The sequence below is a fragment of the Streptomyces sp. CA-278952 genome (assembly GCF_028747205.1).
In the GTDB taxonomy this organism is placed as follows: Bacteria; Actinomycetota; Actinomycetes; order Streptomycetales; family Streptomycetaceae; genus Streptomyces.
In genome coordinates, this window is the sequence record NZ_CP112880.1 from 3468984 (window position 1) to 3485072 (window position 16089).

General features: G+C 71.6%; 14 protein-coding genes. 10 read left to right on the forward strand and 4 right to left on the reverse strand.

Annotated features, from left to right (window positions below; all coding sequences use genetic code 11):
• Positions 1–11: 11 nt before the first annotated feature.
• The 5 genes from N7925_RS15455 to N7925_RS15475 all read left to right on the forward strand — a co-directional run bounded on the left by N7925_RS15455 (position 12) and on the right by N7925_RS15475 (position 6577).
• On the forward strand, positions 12–1316 hold the full coding sequence (locus tag N7925_RS15455) for an ABC transporter substrate-binding protein (RefSeq protein ID WP_274344170.1): 1305 nt from the start codon (positions 12–14) through the stop codon (positions 1314–1316).
• 301 nt (positions 1317–1617) lie between these two features.
• Entirely contained in the window at positions 1618–2595 is a 978-nt protein-coding gene (locus N7925_RS15460) for a carbohydrate ABC transporter permease (RefSeq protein ID WP_018958775.1), read from the forward strand.
• Positions 2592–3503 (forward strand): carbohydrate ABC transporter permease, encoded by a 912-nt coding sequence (locus N7925_RS15465; protein ID WP_265600193.1) that lies wholly within the window; start codon positions 2592–2594, stop codon positions 3501–3503. The genes N7925_RS15460 and N7925_RS15465 overlap by 4 nt, the downstream gene beginning before the upstream one ends.
• 156 nt (positions 3504–3659) lie before the next feature.
• Positions 3660–5084, forward strand: coding sequence for a GH1 family beta-glucosidase (locus tag N7925_RS15470; RefSeq protein WP_265600194.1), 1425 nt, complete (start codon positions 3660–3662; stop codon positions 5082–5084).
• Positions 5085–5980: 896 nt separating this feature from the next.
• Positions 5981–6577, forward strand: a complete 597-nt coding sequence (locus N7925_RS15475) for a DUF417 family protein (protein ID WP_265600195.1) — start codon at positions 5981–5983, stop codon at positions 6575–6577.
• A 162-nt stretch (positions 6578–6739) separates the two neighbouring features.
• Here the strand turns inward: N7925_RS15475 and N7925_RS15480 are convergent, their stop codons facing one another.
• From N7925_RS15480 to N7925_RS15490, 3 genes are all read right to left on the reverse strand, one after another.
• Positions 6740–8203, reverse strand: a complete 1464-nt coding sequence (locus tag N7925_RS15480; protein ID WP_274344171.1) for an MFS transporter — start codon at positions 8201–8203, stop codon at positions 6740–6742.
• A 181-nt stretch (positions 8204–8384) separates the two neighbouring features.
• Positions 8385–9509, reverse strand: coding sequence for a hypothetical protein (locus N7925_RS15485; RefSeq protein WP_274344172.1), 1125 nt, complete (start codon positions 9507–9509; stop codon positions 8385–8387).
• 120 nt (positions 9510–9629) lie between these two features.
• Complete coding sequence (locus tag N7925_RS15490; protein ID WP_274344173.1) at positions 9630–10586, reverse strand: NAD(P)-dependent alcohol dehydrogenase; 957 nt, start codon at positions 10584–10586, stop codon at positions 9630–9632.
• A gap of 115 nt (positions 10587–10701) precedes the next feature.
• Between N7925_RS15490 and N7925_RS15495 the strand changes: the two genes are divergently transcribed.
• The 5 genes from N7925_RS15495 to N7925_RS15515 all read left to right on the forward strand — a co-directional run bounded on the left by N7925_RS15495 (position 10702) and on the right by N7925_RS15515 (position 15010).
• On the forward strand, positions 10702–11376 hold the full coding sequence (locus N7925_RS15495) for a TetR/AcrR family transcriptional regulator (RefSeq protein ID WP_274344174.1): 675 nt from the start codon (positions 10702–10704) through the stop codon (positions 11374–11376).
• 128 nt (positions 11377–11504) lie between these two features.
• Positions 11505–11774, forward strand: a complete 270-nt coding sequence (locus N7925_RS15500; RefSeq protein ID WP_265600200.1) for a hypothetical protein — start codon at positions 11505–11507, stop codon at positions 11772–11774.
• The gene (locus tag N7925_RS15505; RefSeq protein ID WP_274344175.1) at positions 11767–12375 is read left to right on the forward strand and encodes a DUF6879 family protein; all 609 of its coding nucleotides are present in this window, start codon (positions 11767–11769) and stop codon (positions 12373–12375) included. Before N7925_RS15500 ends, N7925_RS15505 begins: the two co-directional genes overlap by 8 nt.
• Positions 12376–12419: 44 nt before the next feature.
• Positions 12420–12818 carry a hypothetical protein gene (locus N7925_RS15510; RefSeq protein ID WP_265600202.1) on the forward strand — a complete coding sequence of 133 codons (399 nt, stop codon included), beginning with the start codon at positions 12420–12422 and terminating at the stop codon, positions 12816–12818.
• The gene (locus tag N7925_RS15515; RefSeq protein WP_265600203.1) at positions 12815–15010 is read left to right on the forward strand and encodes a tetratricopeptide repeat protein; all 2196 of its coding nucleotides are present in this window, start codon (positions 12815–12817) and stop codon (positions 15008–15010) included. The genes N7925_RS15510 and N7925_RS15515 overlap by 4 nt, the downstream gene beginning before the upstream one ends.
• 127 nt (positions 15011–15137) lie before the next feature.
• Here N7925_RS15515 and N7925_RS15520 read toward each other — a convergent pair whose 3' ends face one another.
• Positions 15138–16088, reverse strand: coding sequence for a GlxA family transcriptional regulator (locus N7925_RS15520; RefSeq protein WP_274344176.1), 951 nt, complete (start codon positions 16086–16088; stop codon positions 15138–15140).
• Position 16089 lies beyond the last annotated feature (1 nt).

A 16089-nucleotide genomic window follows, 5' to 3' on the forward strand; every position in this document is an offset into this window, starting at 1 on the left:
GGAGGCTTCCCATGCCCATCGCCCGAGCCGCCAAGAGAGCCACCGCCCGCCTCGGCGCGGTCGTCCTCGCCGGGGCGCTCCTCGCCGCCTGTGGATCCAGCGACTCGTCGGACTCCTCCGACAGCGCGGGCGGAAAGGTCACGCTCAACGTCGACCTCTTCGGGTCGTTCGGCTTCAAGGAGGCCGGGCTGTACGAGGAGTACCAGAAGCTCAACCCGGACATCACGATCAAGCAGAGCGACACCCAGGACGAGGCGGACTACTGGAAGTCGCTCCAGACCCGGCTGGCGGGCGGCGGCGGTCTCGCCGACGTGCAGGGCGTCGAGGTGGGCCGCATCGCCTCGGTCACCCAGCAGCAGTCCGACAAGTTCCAGGACCTGAAGGAGTTCGGGGCCGACAAGCTCAAGGGCGAGTTCGCCGAGGCCAAGTGGTCGGCGGCGACCACGAAGGACGGCAAGATCCTCGGCCTCGGCACGGACGTCGGCCCCGAGGCGATGTGCTACCGCACCGACCTCTTCGAGCAGGCCGGGCTGCCCACGGACCGCGAGGAGCTCGCGAAGAAGTGGGCCACGTGGGACGGCTACCTGGAGCTGGGCAAGCAGTACAAGAAGAAGGCCCCCGCCAAGAGCGCCTGGCTGGACAGCGTCGGCTCGCTCTACGGGATCATGATCGGCCAGGAGAAGGAGCGGTACTACGACGCCTCCGGCGAGCTGATCTACGAGAAGAACCCGGCGGTCAAGGAGGCCTGGGACACCTCCGTGGCGGCGGCCGAGGCGGGCCTGAGCGCCAAGCTGGACCAGTGGTCCCCGCAGTGGAACCAGGCGTTCGCGGCCGGTTCGTTCGCGACGATCCCGTGCCCGGCCTGGATGCTCGGCTACGTCAAGGGCCAGGCCGGCGACGCGGGCAAGGGCAAGTGGGACATCGCCAAGCTCCCCGGCGGCGCGGGCAACTGGGGCGGCTCGTACCTGTCCATCCCGCGTGCGGCCAAGCACAAGGAAGAGGCGTACAAGCTGATCGAGTGGCTGACCGCCCCCGAGCAGCAGGCGACGGTCTTCCAGAAGCAGGGCAACTTCCCGTCCTCGACGGGCGCCATCGAGACGATCGCGGGCGCGAAGGACGAGTACTTCTCGGGCGCCCCGATCGGCCAGATCTTCGGTGAGGCGGCCAAGGAGTCCCCGGTCCAGGTGCTGGGTGTGCACGACCAGAACGTGATGCAGCAGATCACGAACGCGCTGAGCGAGGTCGAGCGCAAGGGAGTGTCGTCGGACAAGGCGTGGCAGACGGCGAAGAAGGGCGTGGACAACGTGATCGGCTGACGCCGCTCACCGACCCACCAACCCACCGCCCCACCGCCTCACCCCCGCCGGCCAGGGGCCGGTCCGCCCGCGCACGGCGGACGGGCCGGCCCCGCCCCCGTACTCTCTCCGCCCGCGCAGGGCGGGGACGGGCCGGCACCGCCCCCGCACCTCTCCCCGCCCGCACAGGGCGGGGACGGGCCGGCCGCGCCCCCGCGCCTCTCCCCGCCTCTCCTCCGCGCCACCCCCGTACCTCTCCTCCGCGCCACCCCCGTACCTCTCCTCCGCCCCCAGCCCGCTCCCGATCCCGAAGGGCCGCACCGTGTCCCTCACCGCCACCGCGAAGGCCGGGCCCCGCCCGTCCGGAACCGGGCCCGGCCCCGACGACGGCCGGGCCGCCGCCCTCCGGCGGACCTGGCGCAAGGCCTCCCCGTACGCCTATATCGCCCCCTTCTTCACCCTCTTCCTGGCCTTCGGACTCTTCCCGCTCCTCTACACGGCGTTCGTCTCGCTCTACCGGGTCGAGCTCCAGACGAGCGGCGAGATGGAGTGGCGGGGCATCGCCAACTACACGGCGCTGTTCACCGACGAGTACTTCTGGATCTCGCTGCGCAACACGTTCACGATCGGCGTGCTGTCCACCGTCCCGCAGCTCGCGATGGCACTCGGCCTCGCGCACCTGCTCAACTACAAGCTGCGCGGCCGGACCTTCATCCGGACCGCGATCCTGCTCCCGTACGCCACGTCGGTGGCCGCGGCCACGCTCGTCTTCGCACAGCTCTTCGGCCGCGACTTCGGGCTGATCAACTACGTGATCGGGCTGGTCGGCTTCGATCCGGTGGACTGGCAGACGGGCACGGTCGCCTCGCAGATCGCGGTCTCCACCATCGTGATCTGGCGCTGGACCGGGTACAACGCGCTGATCTACTTGGCGGGCATGCAGTCGATCCCGCACGAGCTGTACGAGGCGGCGGAGATGGACGGGGCGTCGCGCTGGCGGCAGTTCATCCACGTCACCCTTCCCGGACTCCGCCCCACGATCGTCTTCACGGTGATCATCTCGACGATCGGGGCGACCCAGCTCTTCGGCGAGCCGCTGCTGTTCGAGGGATCGATCTCCGGCGGCATCTCGCACCAGTACCAGACCCTCGGCCTGTACATGTACGAACAGGGCTGGGGCTTCTTCCACCTGGGCCGGGCCGCGGCCATCGCCTGGGTGATGTTCGTCCTGATCGTGGTGCTCGTCGGGGCCAACGCCCTGCTCGTGCGCCGCCGCGCACGCAAGGAGGCCGGCCGATGACCGCGCTCGCCGCACCGCCGACCGCGCCCGGGAAGGGCCGCCCGCCGCAGGACCCGCCGCGCAAGCGGATCCGTAAGGAGGGCGCGGGCCGGACGATGAAGGGCGGCTGGCTCTCCTACCTCATCCTCGGTGTCGCGCTGCTGATCTCCGCGTTCCCGTTCTACTGGACGATCGTCGCGGCCAGCCGGTCCAACGCGGACCTGGCGCAGGTGCCGCCGAGCCTGCTGCCCGGCCCGAACCTCATCAAGAACTTCGACGCGGTCCTCGAAGAGGCCGACATCGGCAAGGCCCTGCTGAACTCGCTGATCGTGTCCGGCTCGATCACGCTCGGCACGGTCCTGTGCTGCACGCTGGCCGGATTCGCCTTCGCCAAGCTGAAGTTCCGGGGCCGGGGCGCGCTGCTGACGCTGACGATCGGGACGATGATGATCCCGCCGCAGCTCGGCGTGATCCCGCTCTTCATGCTGATCGCCGAGCTCCAGTGGGTGAACCAGCTCCAGGCGGTGATCCTGCCGGGCCTGGTCTCGGCGTTCGGGGTGTTCTTCATGCGCCAGTACCTGGTGCAGTCGCTGCCGGACGAGCTGATCGAGGCGGCCCGGGTGGACGGGGCGTCGACGGCCCGGATCTTCTGGTCGATCGTGATCCCGATCGCGCGGCCGGGGATGGCGGTGCTCGGGATGCTCACGTTCATGACGGCGTGGAACGACTTCTTCTGGCCGATCATCGCGCTGTCCTCGCAGGAGCCGACCGTGCAGGTCGCGCTGCGTCAGCTCGGCGGTGGTTACGTCAACGACCAGTCGGTGATCATGGCCGGCACGCTGCTCGGCACACTGCCCGTGCTGCTGGTCTTCGGCCTGCTGGGCCGGCAGATCGTCGGCGGCATCATGCAGGGCGCGGTCAAGGGCTGACGCCGAACGCCGATCCGCCCTGCGGGACCCCCCTCCCTGCGGGGCCGCCCGCCCTTGCTGCGGGCCCCGCCTCTCCCTGCGGGCCCCGGCTCTCCCTGCGGGCCCCGCCCCTCCTGCGGGCCCCCGCCCCCTCCCTCACCTCTGGAGTGTCAGTCCATGACCGCTGTCGATGCCCGTCCGGCGAACTCCGCGGGTCCCCGCCCCGACACCGTGGCGGAACTCCGCTTCCCCACCGCGTTCCGCTGGGGGACCGCCACCGCCGCCTACCAGATCGAGGGCGGAGCCACCGAGGGCGGCCGTACGCCGTCCATCTGGGACACCTTCAGCCGGACGCCCGGCAAGGTGCGCAACGGCGACACCGGGGACATCGCCGCCGACCATCTGCACCGGATGCCGGACGACGTACGCCTGATGAAGGAACTGGGCGTCACCGACTACCGGTTCTCCGTCTCCTGGTCCCGGGTCCAGCCGACCGGCCGGGGCCCGGCCGTGGAGCGCGGCCTGGACTTCTACCGCCGCCTGGTGGACGAGCTGCTGGCGGCCGGGATCAGACCGGTCGCCACGCTCTACCACTGGGACCTGCCGCAGGAGCTGGAGGACGCGGGCGGCTGGCCGGAGCGGGACACCGCGCACCGGTTCGCGGAGTACGCGGGCCTGGTGGCCGGGGCGCTGGGCGACCGGGTGCCGACCTGGACGACGCTCAACGAGCCCTGGTGTGCGGCCTTCCTCGGGTACGGGAACGGGGTCCACGCCCCCGGCCGGACCAGCGACCTCGCGGCCCTGCGCGCCGCCCACCACCTGAACCTGGCGCACGGCGCGGGCGCCCGCGTCCTGCGCGACCTCCTGCCGGACACCGCCGAGATCTCCCTCACCCTGAACCTCCACGCGCTGCGCCCGCTGGCGGACACGGAGGCGGACCGGGACGCGGTGCGCCGGATCGACGCGGTGGCGAACCGGATCTTCCTGGACCCGGTCTTCCACGGCCGGCTGCCGCAGGACCTGGTCGAGGACACGGCGGAGGTGACGGACTGGTCGTTCGTCCGGGACGGCGACCTGGAGGTGACGTCGACGCCGATCGACTCGCTGGGCATCAACTACTACTCCCCCAGCGTGGTTTCGTCGGGCACGTCGGAGTCCCCGTCGCCGTGGGCGGGCGCGGAACAGCACGTGGCGTTCACCCCGGCGGCCGGCCCGCGCACCGCGATGGACTGGCCGGTCGACGCGAACGGCCTGTACGAGCTGCTGACCCGCCTCCGCGACGAACTCCCCTCCGTGCCGCTGCTGGTGACGGAGAACGGGGCGGCGTACGACGACTACGCCGACCCGGAGGGCGAGGTCCACGACCCGGAGCGGGTGGCGTACCTGGACGCCCACCTGGCGGCGGTGCACCGGGCGATCGCGGACGGGGTGGACGTACGCGGATACTTCCTGTGGTCGCTGCTGGACAACTTCGAGTGGGCGTACGGCTACAGCAAGCGGTTCGGCATCGTGCACGTGGACTTCGCGTCCCAGCGCCGCACGGCGAAGGACAGCGCGCGGTGGTACGCGGAGGTGATCGCGCGGGGCGGCCTGGAGCGCTGAACCGGGGACGGGGAGTGCGGGGCGGCTGACGGCCGCCTGCTGCCTGCCGGTCACGGCTTACGGGTACGGGTACGGGTTGCGTAGGGGCTCGGGGCGGCATGCGCTCCGGGCCCCGACGCGTGTCGGGGGGCTGCTCGGGGTGCGCCCGGGTCCTGCGGGCGGTGTGCCCGGCCGAACAGTACGGGCGATGAGAATTTTCTCCCGGAATCGGCCGGGCTAATTTCGGCCGGATGAAGCACCGGTGAAGTCCCCCGCACGGGCGGGTAGCAGGTGTGGAGGGCGACGGCGCACCCGCATGGCCCGAAGAGGCCGTGGGAGCAGGGCCCGACCGACGCCCCCGGCTCGCGACGGGACCAGGAGCCGGGAGAAACGGGGCTGCTCAGCCGAGGGGCGGACCGGAGCCCGTCCGTGCCGGTGAGCCGGGTGGCGGCCCCATCGGCACGGCCGGCTCCGATCGTCTCCGCGGCTGATCTGGCGGGCGTCGGGCGCGCGGCCAACCAACTCCCTTGGCCCCGGTGCAACTTGGCGCGAATCCGTTGCCTCTGACAGAGGCCGCTCCGTACGCCTCTTGACCTCCGGACCCCCGTCCGTATGGTCTAGACCAAGCAGTGAGAGGCAGTCGGCGGTGGTGGTCACGCGCCGCCCCTGCCTCGGCCACATACCCGGCCAGGCGCGTTCGACCTCACCTTACGAATCCTCCAGATCCTCCAGATCCCCCAGATCCCCCAGATCCTCCAGCCGAGGAGAACCCCAGGGCACAGCGAGAGGCCCGACACCCCGTGCGCCGAAGCGACAAGAGCCGACGCTTCCCGCAAACGCCCCACAGGCGCCCGCGCACCCGCGCGGACCGCCCATGCACGCTTTCCCACCCCCACGGACACAGCGGGAGATCGCACATGAGGAGCCACACCGCCGAGCCGAGCCTTCCCCCGCCCGGCAGCGCACCTGAACCTCTGTCCCACCGGCCCCGGTTCGCCCGCGAACGCCCGGCGACCACCGGAGCCCGAGCAGCCCTTCAACGGCTGGCCGACCACGTCAACGCGCGCGCCGTCGTCCTGTTGAGGGTGACCGTCGGGATCGTCTTCCTCGGCTTCGGCGTCCTGAAGCTGTTCCCCTCGGCCAGCCCCGCCGAGCAACTGGCCGTCGACGCGGCCACGAAGATGACCCTGGGCCTCGTACCGGAGACAGTGCTGCTGCTCTCCCTCGCGGCAGTGGAGACGGCCATCGGGATCGGTCTGATCGCCGGGGGCCGCCTGCTGCGCCCTGCCCTCGTCGCGTTCTTCCTCCACATGGGCGGCGTGTTCTCGACGCTCGTCCTCCTGCCCGACGCGATGTGGCAGCCCCACTCCCCCGCGCCGACCATGGAAGGGCAGTACGTCGTCAAGAACGTGGTCCTGGTGGCCGTGTGCCTGATCGTGGCCGCTGACGCGTGGGGCAGCGGGTCCAGCTCGTCACGGCGGCCGGACGGTACCGACCGAACACCGCCGGGGTGAAGGGAGCCCGGCCCCCCCCCACCCTCGGACTGCTCCGGCACGACAGTGTCAGCACCCATGGCAGCACCAGCACCAGCCCCGCCCCTGCCCCGCCCCCGCGACAGCAACGGGGACGGGGCAGGGGGGCGGCGACGGGGACTGGGGCAGGGACGGGGCCGGCGATCAGCCGGCGTGGACCGGCACCTCGGCGAGCTGCTGCGGGGTGACCGAGGGGCGCGGGCCGCGGAGCATGGTCGCCGCGACGATCGCCGCGACCACCAGGGTGACGGCGGTGGCGAGGAACACCGCGGAATAGCCCTCGGTGAGGGCGGCTCCCCGGCCGGAGCCGGCCGCGGCGGACCGTTCGACGGCGCCGAGGTAGATCGTGGTGAACACCGAGAGACCCACGCATCCGCCGATCTGCATGGCGGAGTTGACCAGGGCCGATGCCGCGCCCGCGTCGTGGTGGCCGACGCCGGCGAGCGCGACGTTCTGTACCGGGATGATCACGAACGCGATCCCGATGCCCACGACCACGAGGCCGCCGAACACCTCCGTCCAGTAGCTCCCGTCGGCCGTGACGAAGGTCAGCCACACCATCCCGGCCGCGGCGATCAGCGGCCCACCGGTCATCAGGACACGCGGCCCCCGGGTGGGCAGCAGCCTGGCGGCCACGGGCGCGGTGATCATCGTCGCGAAGGTCATCGCGAGGCTCGCGAGTCCGGCGAGCAGCGGGGAGAGCCCGAGCACGATCTGGAGGTGGAACATCAGGTAGAGAGTCATCCCGATGTAGACGGCGCCGATGGCCGCCTGGATGAGGAACGCTCCGGCCCGGGCGCGGTCACGCACGACCCGCAGCGGCAGCAGCGGCTGCGCGACGCGGGACTCGATCCACACGAACACCACGAGCAGCACCAGGCCGGCGGCGAGGAAGCCGATGGTGTCCGGCTCGGTCCATCCGGACTCGGCCAGGGTGAACCCGTAGACCAGGGCGGCCAGGCCGAGGGTGACGGCGAGGGTGCCCCAGATGTCGTACCGGTTGTCGCCCTCGACCCGGCTCTCGGAGACGAACAGCAGCGCGCCGATCAGGCCGACGACGGCGAAGACGATGTTGACCAGCAGGCACCACCGCCAGTCGGCGTACTCGGTCAGGACGCCGCCCAGCGCCAGGCCCACCGCGGCACCGGTGCCGGCGACGGTGCCGAAGACCGCGAACGCCGTTCCGCGCTCGCGCCCGGCCGGGAACGTGACCGTCAGCAGAGCGAGCGCGGCGGGGGCCAGCAGCGCCGCGAAGGCGCCCTGGAGGCCGCGCGCCGCGATCAGCTCGGTCCCGCTCTGCGCGAGACCGCCCCAGACGGAGGCTGCGCCGAACCCGAGCATCCCGACCATGTAGCTGCGCTTGCGCCCCCAGTAGTCGGCGACGCGTCCGCCGAGCAGCAGCAGCGCGCCGAACGCCAGGACGTAGGCGGTGATGACCCACTGCCGCTCGGTGTCGCTCAGCTCCAGTTCGAGCTGGGCCTGGGGCAGGGCCACGTTGACGATGGTCGCGTCGAGCACGACCACCAGCTGTGTCAGGGCGATCACCGCGAGCGCCCACCATCGGCGGGGATCGGGGGCGGAGGGCTGGGAGGGCAGGGGGACAGACATGAAGAAACCTCCGGGGTTCTGTCCAGATGAGCGCCGGAGGTTTCAAGCCTCGGACCGGACACCGGAAGGCGGGGTCCGACCACCTCGACCACGGGGCCGAGCCCAACAATCTAACCACCGGTCTCCGCCTGGTCCGCGCCATGTACGGCCGTGATCCGTCTCATACTTCCGGTGAGGCCGTTCATACCTCCGGTGTGGCCGTCCTGGTCCGCACAGCGCACCCCGAGGCCGGGGCGGGCCTGTCGCGCTCCGTCGCGACGGGGACGGGGCGGGTGCGGGCCCAGTACGAGCGGGTGGCGGCGACCAGGGCGCATCCGTAGACGCCGAACGCGACCATGCCGATCCAGCCGACCAGCAGCGCGTCGCCGGGCGAGGAGAAGTCGCCCTGGCGCACCGTGACCACGTCGGCGGTGGCCAGAGCCAGGTAGCCGGCGCCGAGCACCCCGTACGGGGCCAGGGTGGCGGCGCCCACCAGGGCCGGGACGAGAGGGAGCCTGCGGGGGACGCGCCTGCCGCGCAGCCACGGTGTCCAGCGCGGGTAGACCTGGCCCCATGGCCGGACCAGACCCCACAGCAGGAAGACGCCGAGCGCGGCCAGCAGCACGGTGCCGTCCAGGCCCCAGGACTCCAGGGTGAGCCAGATCCCCGAGGCTCCGTTGTGCTCGGAGATCGCGAGCATCTGCTCGCCGGTGTTGCCGGCGAAGGTGCCGCCGGACACCCATACGAGCTTCATGGCCACGTAGGGCAGGAAGGCCACCGTGCCCGCGCAGGCGGCGAGTTGCACCGGCCGGGTGGCAGCGGACGGGGCCGGTGGCTCGGCCTCGACCGCTACGGTCGCGGCGCCAGGGCCGCCGGCGGCCCGGGCAGTGGTCGCGAGCAGCAGGCACCCGGTCGCCGCCAGGGCGTGGTTCGCGGCGGCCGGCGCACTGTCCACCCCCTGGCCGAACATCAGCGTGATGACGTCCATCAGCAGGCCGAACGCGGCGATCCCGGCCAGTACGCAGGTCACCCACAGCAGTGCGCGCAGGCCCGGCCGCACCCCGTACCGCGTCACCGCGCCGGAGGCCGCCGCGGCCAGCATCCCCACCACCACGACCGCCCAGCTCAGCGCCGGGGAGGCCGGAGTGTCGCCCATGGAGAACAGTGGCGTTCCCCCCAGCGCGCACACCAGGCCGAAGCCCGCGTACGCCACCGCCCATACGGTCGTGGCCCGGTCCACCCGGCACCGCCACCGCTGCCACCCCGCGCGCCGGAGCGCCCTCGTACGCGCCTCGGCCCCTGTCTCCGCTACTGCTTCGGCCTCCATGGACCGAACATCGCACCGGCAGAGCCGTGTGCCATCAACCGCCGGAACGAGCCGCCTCCCCCGCACGGTGATCCGCCCTCGTCCTACCGGCCCCCTTCGCGAAAAGGCCGGTGGCGTCCTTCACGTCAGGTGAATCACGTGCTTGCCCCGCACCCCACCCGCCTCCAGTGCGCGGTGGGCGGCGGCGATGTCCGCCAGCGGGTGGACCGTGTCGACGACGGGGCGCAGGTCCCCTCGTTCCACGTACCCGGCCAGCTCGGCGAGCAGGTCGTGCTTCGGATTGCCGCTGAAGAAGCGGACCCGCCGGCGGCCTTGAACGGCCGAGCCTGCGATATAGCCGATGCTCCGGACCGGACGATCGATGTCGAACGCGATGGACACCAGCCGACCGCCGCTCGCCAACCGCTGCTGCAGCGCGCGGTGTTCGGTGCCGACCGTGTCCAGGACGACGTCGAAACGGTCCAGGCCGGCCAGGGGAGTCGCCCGGTGGTCCACGGCCTCGTCCGCGCCCAGGTCACGGACGAAGCCGAGGTTCTTCGCGCTCGCGAGGCCGGTGACGTGCGCGCCGAGGGCCTTGCCGAGCTGTACGGCGACGCTGCCCACGCCGCCGGAGGCCCCGCGCACGAGGAGGCGTTCACCCGCCCGTAGACGGGCTTTGTCGCGCAGGGCGGTGAGGGAAGTGGTGCCGCCGGCCACGAGCGAGACGGACTCGGTCAGGGTGACGTTCTCGGGGGCGTACGCGATCTGGCGCGGGCGGACCGAGACGTACTCGGCCGCGCTGCCGAAGGTGCGCCCCAGGAGGCCCCACACCCGGTCTCCAGCTCGCAGACCGGTGACCGACGCGTCCACTTCGGCGACCTCGCCGGCGAAGTCGAGGCCGGCCCGCTGCGGGAAGCGGCGGCCGGTGACCAGGCGGATCTTCCCGGCACGGCCGTGCAGCTCGCCGCCGTTGACGCTCGCCGCGTGGACCCGGACCAGCACCTCGCCCGGCCCGCGTACCGGCACCGGCACCCGGCCCTCGTAGAGGACCTCGGGCGGTCCATAGCTGTCGTAGAGCGCAGCGCGCATGTCGTTCACGATGGAGGTTCCTGTCCTGTTCCGTCGGTGTGTCGTACGTCCTCTTCGCCTTCCTCGCGTTCCACGGTAGGCGGCTAAACGGAAGACCCCCTCCATTTACCCTAAAGTGAGAGACATGCTGGCTCAGCCTTCTCACAACCCGCCACCGACCGGTTCGGGCCCTGCCACCGACGCCCTCCGGGCGGACGCCCGGGAGAACCGGGAACGCATCCTGCGGGCCGCCCGCGAAGCGTTCGCGCTGCACGGCATCGACGTGCCGATCAGCGCGATCGCGCGGCGGGCGGGAGTAGGTGTCGCCACCCTCTACCGGCGCTTCCCCAGCCGGGGCCTGCTGATCACCGAGGCGTTCGCCGAGCAGCTCGCCGAGTGCGCGGGCGTACTGGACGAGGCACTGGAGGACCCGGACCCGTGGCGCGGCTTCTGCACGGTGCTCCGGAAGGTATGCGCGATGCAGGCCGCCGACCGGGGCTTCACCCACGCGTTCCTGTCCCGCTTCCCGGGCGAGACGGCCTACGCCGGGGAGCGCGACCGGGCGGAGGAAGGGCTCGCGCTGCTGGTGCGGCGGGCACAGGAGGCGGGAGCGCTGCGCCCGGACTTCGACGTCTCCGACGTGGTGCTGGTACTGCTGGCCAACAGCGGCGTGGTGAACGGGACAGGCCCGGAGGCCGCCGCAGCGTCCCGCCGACTGGTCGGCTACCTGCTGGAATCCTTCCGGGCGACGCCCTTGAACCACTCGCTCCCACCGGTCGCGGAGCTGGAGTTGGACCGGCTCTATCAAACACCGGGGTAAACACCCTTCCCTCGATCGAACTCCAGTACTTCACAGCGCACCCGTACTGGCCAAATAGCCGACGTGACACCGTTGTTGGCCTGGGCGTCACTGGTAAGTTGGACCACCCAGGAGGGGAGGTCGGCAGCGTGGTCAGACCCTGGGAAGCCGATCCTGAAACCGGCTTCAAGAGACGCCTCGGAAAGTCGGCCCTGGAGCTGCGCGCCACCAGCACCGGACCCGAATGCCCGGATATCTGGGAGCTGGACAACGGCGACATCGCCGTGATCGGACGCGATCTCACCGGCTCCCTGGGGACGCGCCTGCCCGATGGGGTCTCCATCGGCCCCGATGAGCGGCTCGTGGTCATCCCCCGCAGAATGCTCGTCGCGGCGAAGGCGGACATCCCTGATGTTTGAATGCTTCCGCAGCGGTGCCGGCGAAATCCTCACACGAGCCGACTACCTCGCCGAGTTCAGTCGGGTCCACCAGGGCGACATCAACCTGCTCGCCAAGATCGAGCGCGGCCAGACGTTCAAGGAGCAAGGCTCTCCCAGCTGGGACGCCTTCGCCTCCGGGGACTGGGCCGGGGCCCTCCGGCTGATCGAGAACGAGCGGGATGCGATTGCCGCCTACTTCCGGGATACCTCCCAACGCGGCCTCGTCTTCCGCAGGGTTCGTGTCGTGGAGTTCCCGGTGTCTCCCTATCTGCAGTGGGAGATGAACGTCTTCCGGCTCAGATCGGAGCTGGGCGAGGAGATCCGCGTGCTGGACGCCCGGAAGATCTCCGACCTGGAACGGGAGGCGCCCCTGCCCGAGGTCATCGTCCTCGGGCATTCGGTGATGTACGCCGTGATCTACGACGACGAACTGCAGGGGGCGGGGGCCCGTCGCTTCACCGACCCCGGCCAGATCAGCCGGACGACCCGGGAGTTCGAGGCCCTGTACGCGATGGGCGAGGGGTTCCCGGAGTTCTTCGAGCGGGAGATCGCCCCGCTCGCCCCGCCCACCGTCCGCTGACCGCGCGCACGCCAACGCCGACCGCAACGGAAGGAGCCTGCGTCATGAACCCGGAGCTGGTCACGCTCGCGCAGAGCGCGAGCGTGACGCTCGTCGGTCTGATGGCGACCGACGCTTGGGAGCACACCAGGGACGGCTTCGTCACCCTCTGGCGGCGGGCCCGGCCCGAGCGCGCTGACGCGGTGGCCGCCGAACTCGACAACACCCGGGAGGATCTGGCAGCGGACGCCACCGTCGAGGACGAACTGGCGGCCGAGTGGCAGGGCCGGATCCGGCGTTTGCTGATCGACCGACCTCAGATCGCGGTGGAGCTCCGAGGGCTGCTCGACGAGCTCGCCCCCGGTGGGGCAGCGCCCTCCACGACCGTCTCCCAACGCGCCACAGCCGCCGGGCACTCCAGGGTCTACCAGGCCGGCCGGGACCAGCACATCACCGAACGGTGAACGGATCGACCGAGGGTCGGGCGGAGGGCAACGGCCGCGTCTTCCAGAGCGCCGGTGACCAGCACATCACCGAGCACCACCACCATGGACAACGGGCGTTCCCGCCCGGGCCCGCTCCCGACTCCGTGCGGCGACCGGCGGTAGGGCGCGCACCGGTCGTCCTGCGCGACCGGCTGGAGCTGATGACACAACTGCGGTCGGCCCTGGAGGACGGCGGAGCGGAGCAGGTCTACGTACTTCACGGCCTGGGCGGATGCGGCAAGACCGCCGTCGCCTCGGAGGCCTTTCGTATCGCGACCGGCGAAGGCGACCGCGTCGGCCTGTGGGTCAACGCTCCCGACCTGGCCTCACTGCGCGCGGGAATGCTCGCCGTCGCCGCCGACCGAGGTGCGGGCGAAGGCGAGCTCGCCGCTGCCCGCAACGGGCTGCGTGCGGCTGCGGACCTGGTGTGGGAGAGGCTGGACCGCTCCGACCAGCCGTGGTTACTGGTGATCGACAACGCCGACGCCCCGGCCATCCTGCGCGAAGGCAACTGGCTGCGCACCAGTCCGCGCGGCATCACTCTGGTCACCACCCGCCAGGTCGCCGCCCATTGGTGGCCCGGTGCGACCCTTCATCACGTCGGGGTACTGCCGCGCGAGGACGCGGCTCAAGTGCTGTGCGATCTGGCGCCGGAAAGGGGCACCGCGGAGGAGGCGGCCGAGATCGCCGATCGGCTGGGCCGGCTGCCACTGGCGCTCACCCTCGCGGGCGGCTTTCTGGCACATCAGGTGATCAGTCCCTGGAGCATGGCGGAGTACGGACAGGCCCTCGACCGCGGCAACGAGGTGGACCACATCGAGCTTCTTGATCAGGGGGCCGCATACAGCGGCGGCGACGCCTCCCGCCATCTCGCCAGCACCACCTGGGAACTGTCGCTGGACGCTCTGCGTGCTCAAGGGCTGCCGCAAGCCACGATGCTGGTCCGCCTGCTCAGCTGCTGGTCCCACGACCCGCTGCCCCTCCAGCTGCTGACAGGGTCGGACATCGATACGGTCGTGCCCCGGGCGCGGGTGGAGTCGGCGCTCCGGGGCCTGCTCGACCACTCCCTCACCCGTCTGGCTCCCGGCCCGCCCCGCTGTCTGCGAACCCACGGCGTGCTGCTGGACAGCATCGCCCGCAGCACCCCGGCCGATCAGCACGACGTGCTGGTGAGGACCGCCGCGGAGCTGCTCGGCGCGGTCGTTCCGGACGTGTCGCGGCCGTGGGCGCGTGAGGACCCGACCCTCGCCCCGTACGTACCGCACACGCTGGCGTTGCTGCGGCGGGCGACCCAGTGGGCGGGGGTGGGGCCGGCGGCCCTGGCACGCGTACTGGAATGCACGTTGCGACTGGCGGTCGCACTCCACCGAGCCGGGGACTACGCGTCCGCCCTGTCTGTGGCGCAGGATGCGGTGGCACGCGGGACGCAGGTACTGGAGGCGAGCCACCCCGCGGTGATCGCCATCCGCCAACGCGCGGGCCGTTCCCTCTACCGGCTCGGGCGGTATGAAGAGGCGGAGGCGGCCCATCGCCTCGCCCTGGCGGATTGCACCGCCGTGTTCGGTGCGAGCGCCGTCGAGACACTGGAGAGCTGCGCGGGGCTGTCACCGGTGCTCGTCTGGGTTCTCGACCAGAAGGACGAGGCGGTGGCGCTGGTGCGGCGCGCGGTCGAGGGCCGCACCGCCCTGCTCGGCCCGACCCACCCGTCCACGCTGATCGCGCGGACGTACCTGCTGGAGTTCACTGCCGGTCCTGAGACACATCCGGACGCCGGAGCCGCCTTGGTGGCGGACTGTCGCAGCGAGGTCGGTCCCGGGCACCCCATCACCCTGGACGCCGAGCTGAACCACGGCTTCGCCCTCGTCACCGCCGGCCGCCAGTCCCAGGCTCTTCCTCTCGTCCGCGGCGTGGTCACGGGCTCCGAGCACACCTATGGGATCGAACATCCGAAGACGCTCGCCGCCCGTTCCCTGCTGAGTCGCGTACTCGGCGAGCTCGGACAGTTCCAGGAGGCGGCAGAGCAGGCAGGCTTGGTGGCGGAAGCACGGGCGCGCGTACTGGGGGCCGGGCATCCATGGACCCAGTGGTCGCTGGATCGTCTCGCAGAGCGCCGGCACGCCCTGGACGACGGCCGAAGCACTGGCGGTGGAGACGAAGGACAGACGCCGTAGCCTGCCTCGTCCGCCGAGTCCAGCCGCTCACCCCGCCCGCCTCCTCGTCAGGAACGTCAGCGCGACGAGCGTCGCCACCGGTCCGGCCACCCACAACAGCGGCCAGTCGGCTGCGCCCAGCAGGCCGTCATCTCGGCTCTGCCCGGAACGCCCGGCGGTAGGCGCCCGGCGTCGTGCCCAGGGCGTCGAGGAAACGTCTGCGGAGGTTGGTGGCCGAGGAGAGCCCGACGCGGCGGGCGACGGTGTCCACCGGAAGATCGGAGGATTCCAACAGCTCCCGGGCGGCGGTGACCCGCTGTGCGAGCAGCCACCGTCCCGGGCTGGTGCCGAGCTGCTCGGTGAAGCGACGGGCCAGGGTGCGCGTGGAGCAACCGGCCTGTGCGGCCAGGTCCTCGACGGCCAGCGGTGCGTCGAGGCGGCCCGTCGCCCACTCGACCAGCGGCGCGAGCGAGCCGTCGACCTGGGAGGAGTGGGGCGGCGCGGCGTACTGGAGTTGCCCCCCTTCGCGGTGGGGCGGCATGACCATGTTCCGGGAGACGTGTGCGGCGTACTCGGCGCCCTGGTCGGCCCGTACCAGGTGCAGGCACAGATCGATCCCGGCCCCGGCGCCCGCGCTCGTGGCGACGTCGCCGTGGTCCACGTACAGTACGTCCGGGTCGAGGCGGACGGCCGGGAACCGCGCGGCGAACTCGTCCGCCAGGGCCCAGTGAGTGGTCGCCGAGCGGCCGTCGAGCAGACCGGCGTGGGCCAGGGCGAACGCGCCGGAGCAGATGCTGACCACGCGTGCGCCCCGCTCGTGCGCACGGCGCAGAGCCCGTACGACAGCGGGCGACGGGGGTTCGTCGGTGGGCAGCCAGCCAGGGACGATGACGGTGGCCGCCCGGTCCAGGGCGTCAAGGCTCTCCGTGACGAGCATGTCGTATCCGGCGCGCGTGGCGACAGGGCCCGGGGTCTCGGCGCATACGCCGAAGCTGTAACGGGTGGCCAGCTCGCGTCGCGCGATGCCGAACACCTCGGCGGCACAGGCGAGTTCGAAGGTCGATTGGGGTGCGTGGACGAGTGCCGTTACACGGTGCATG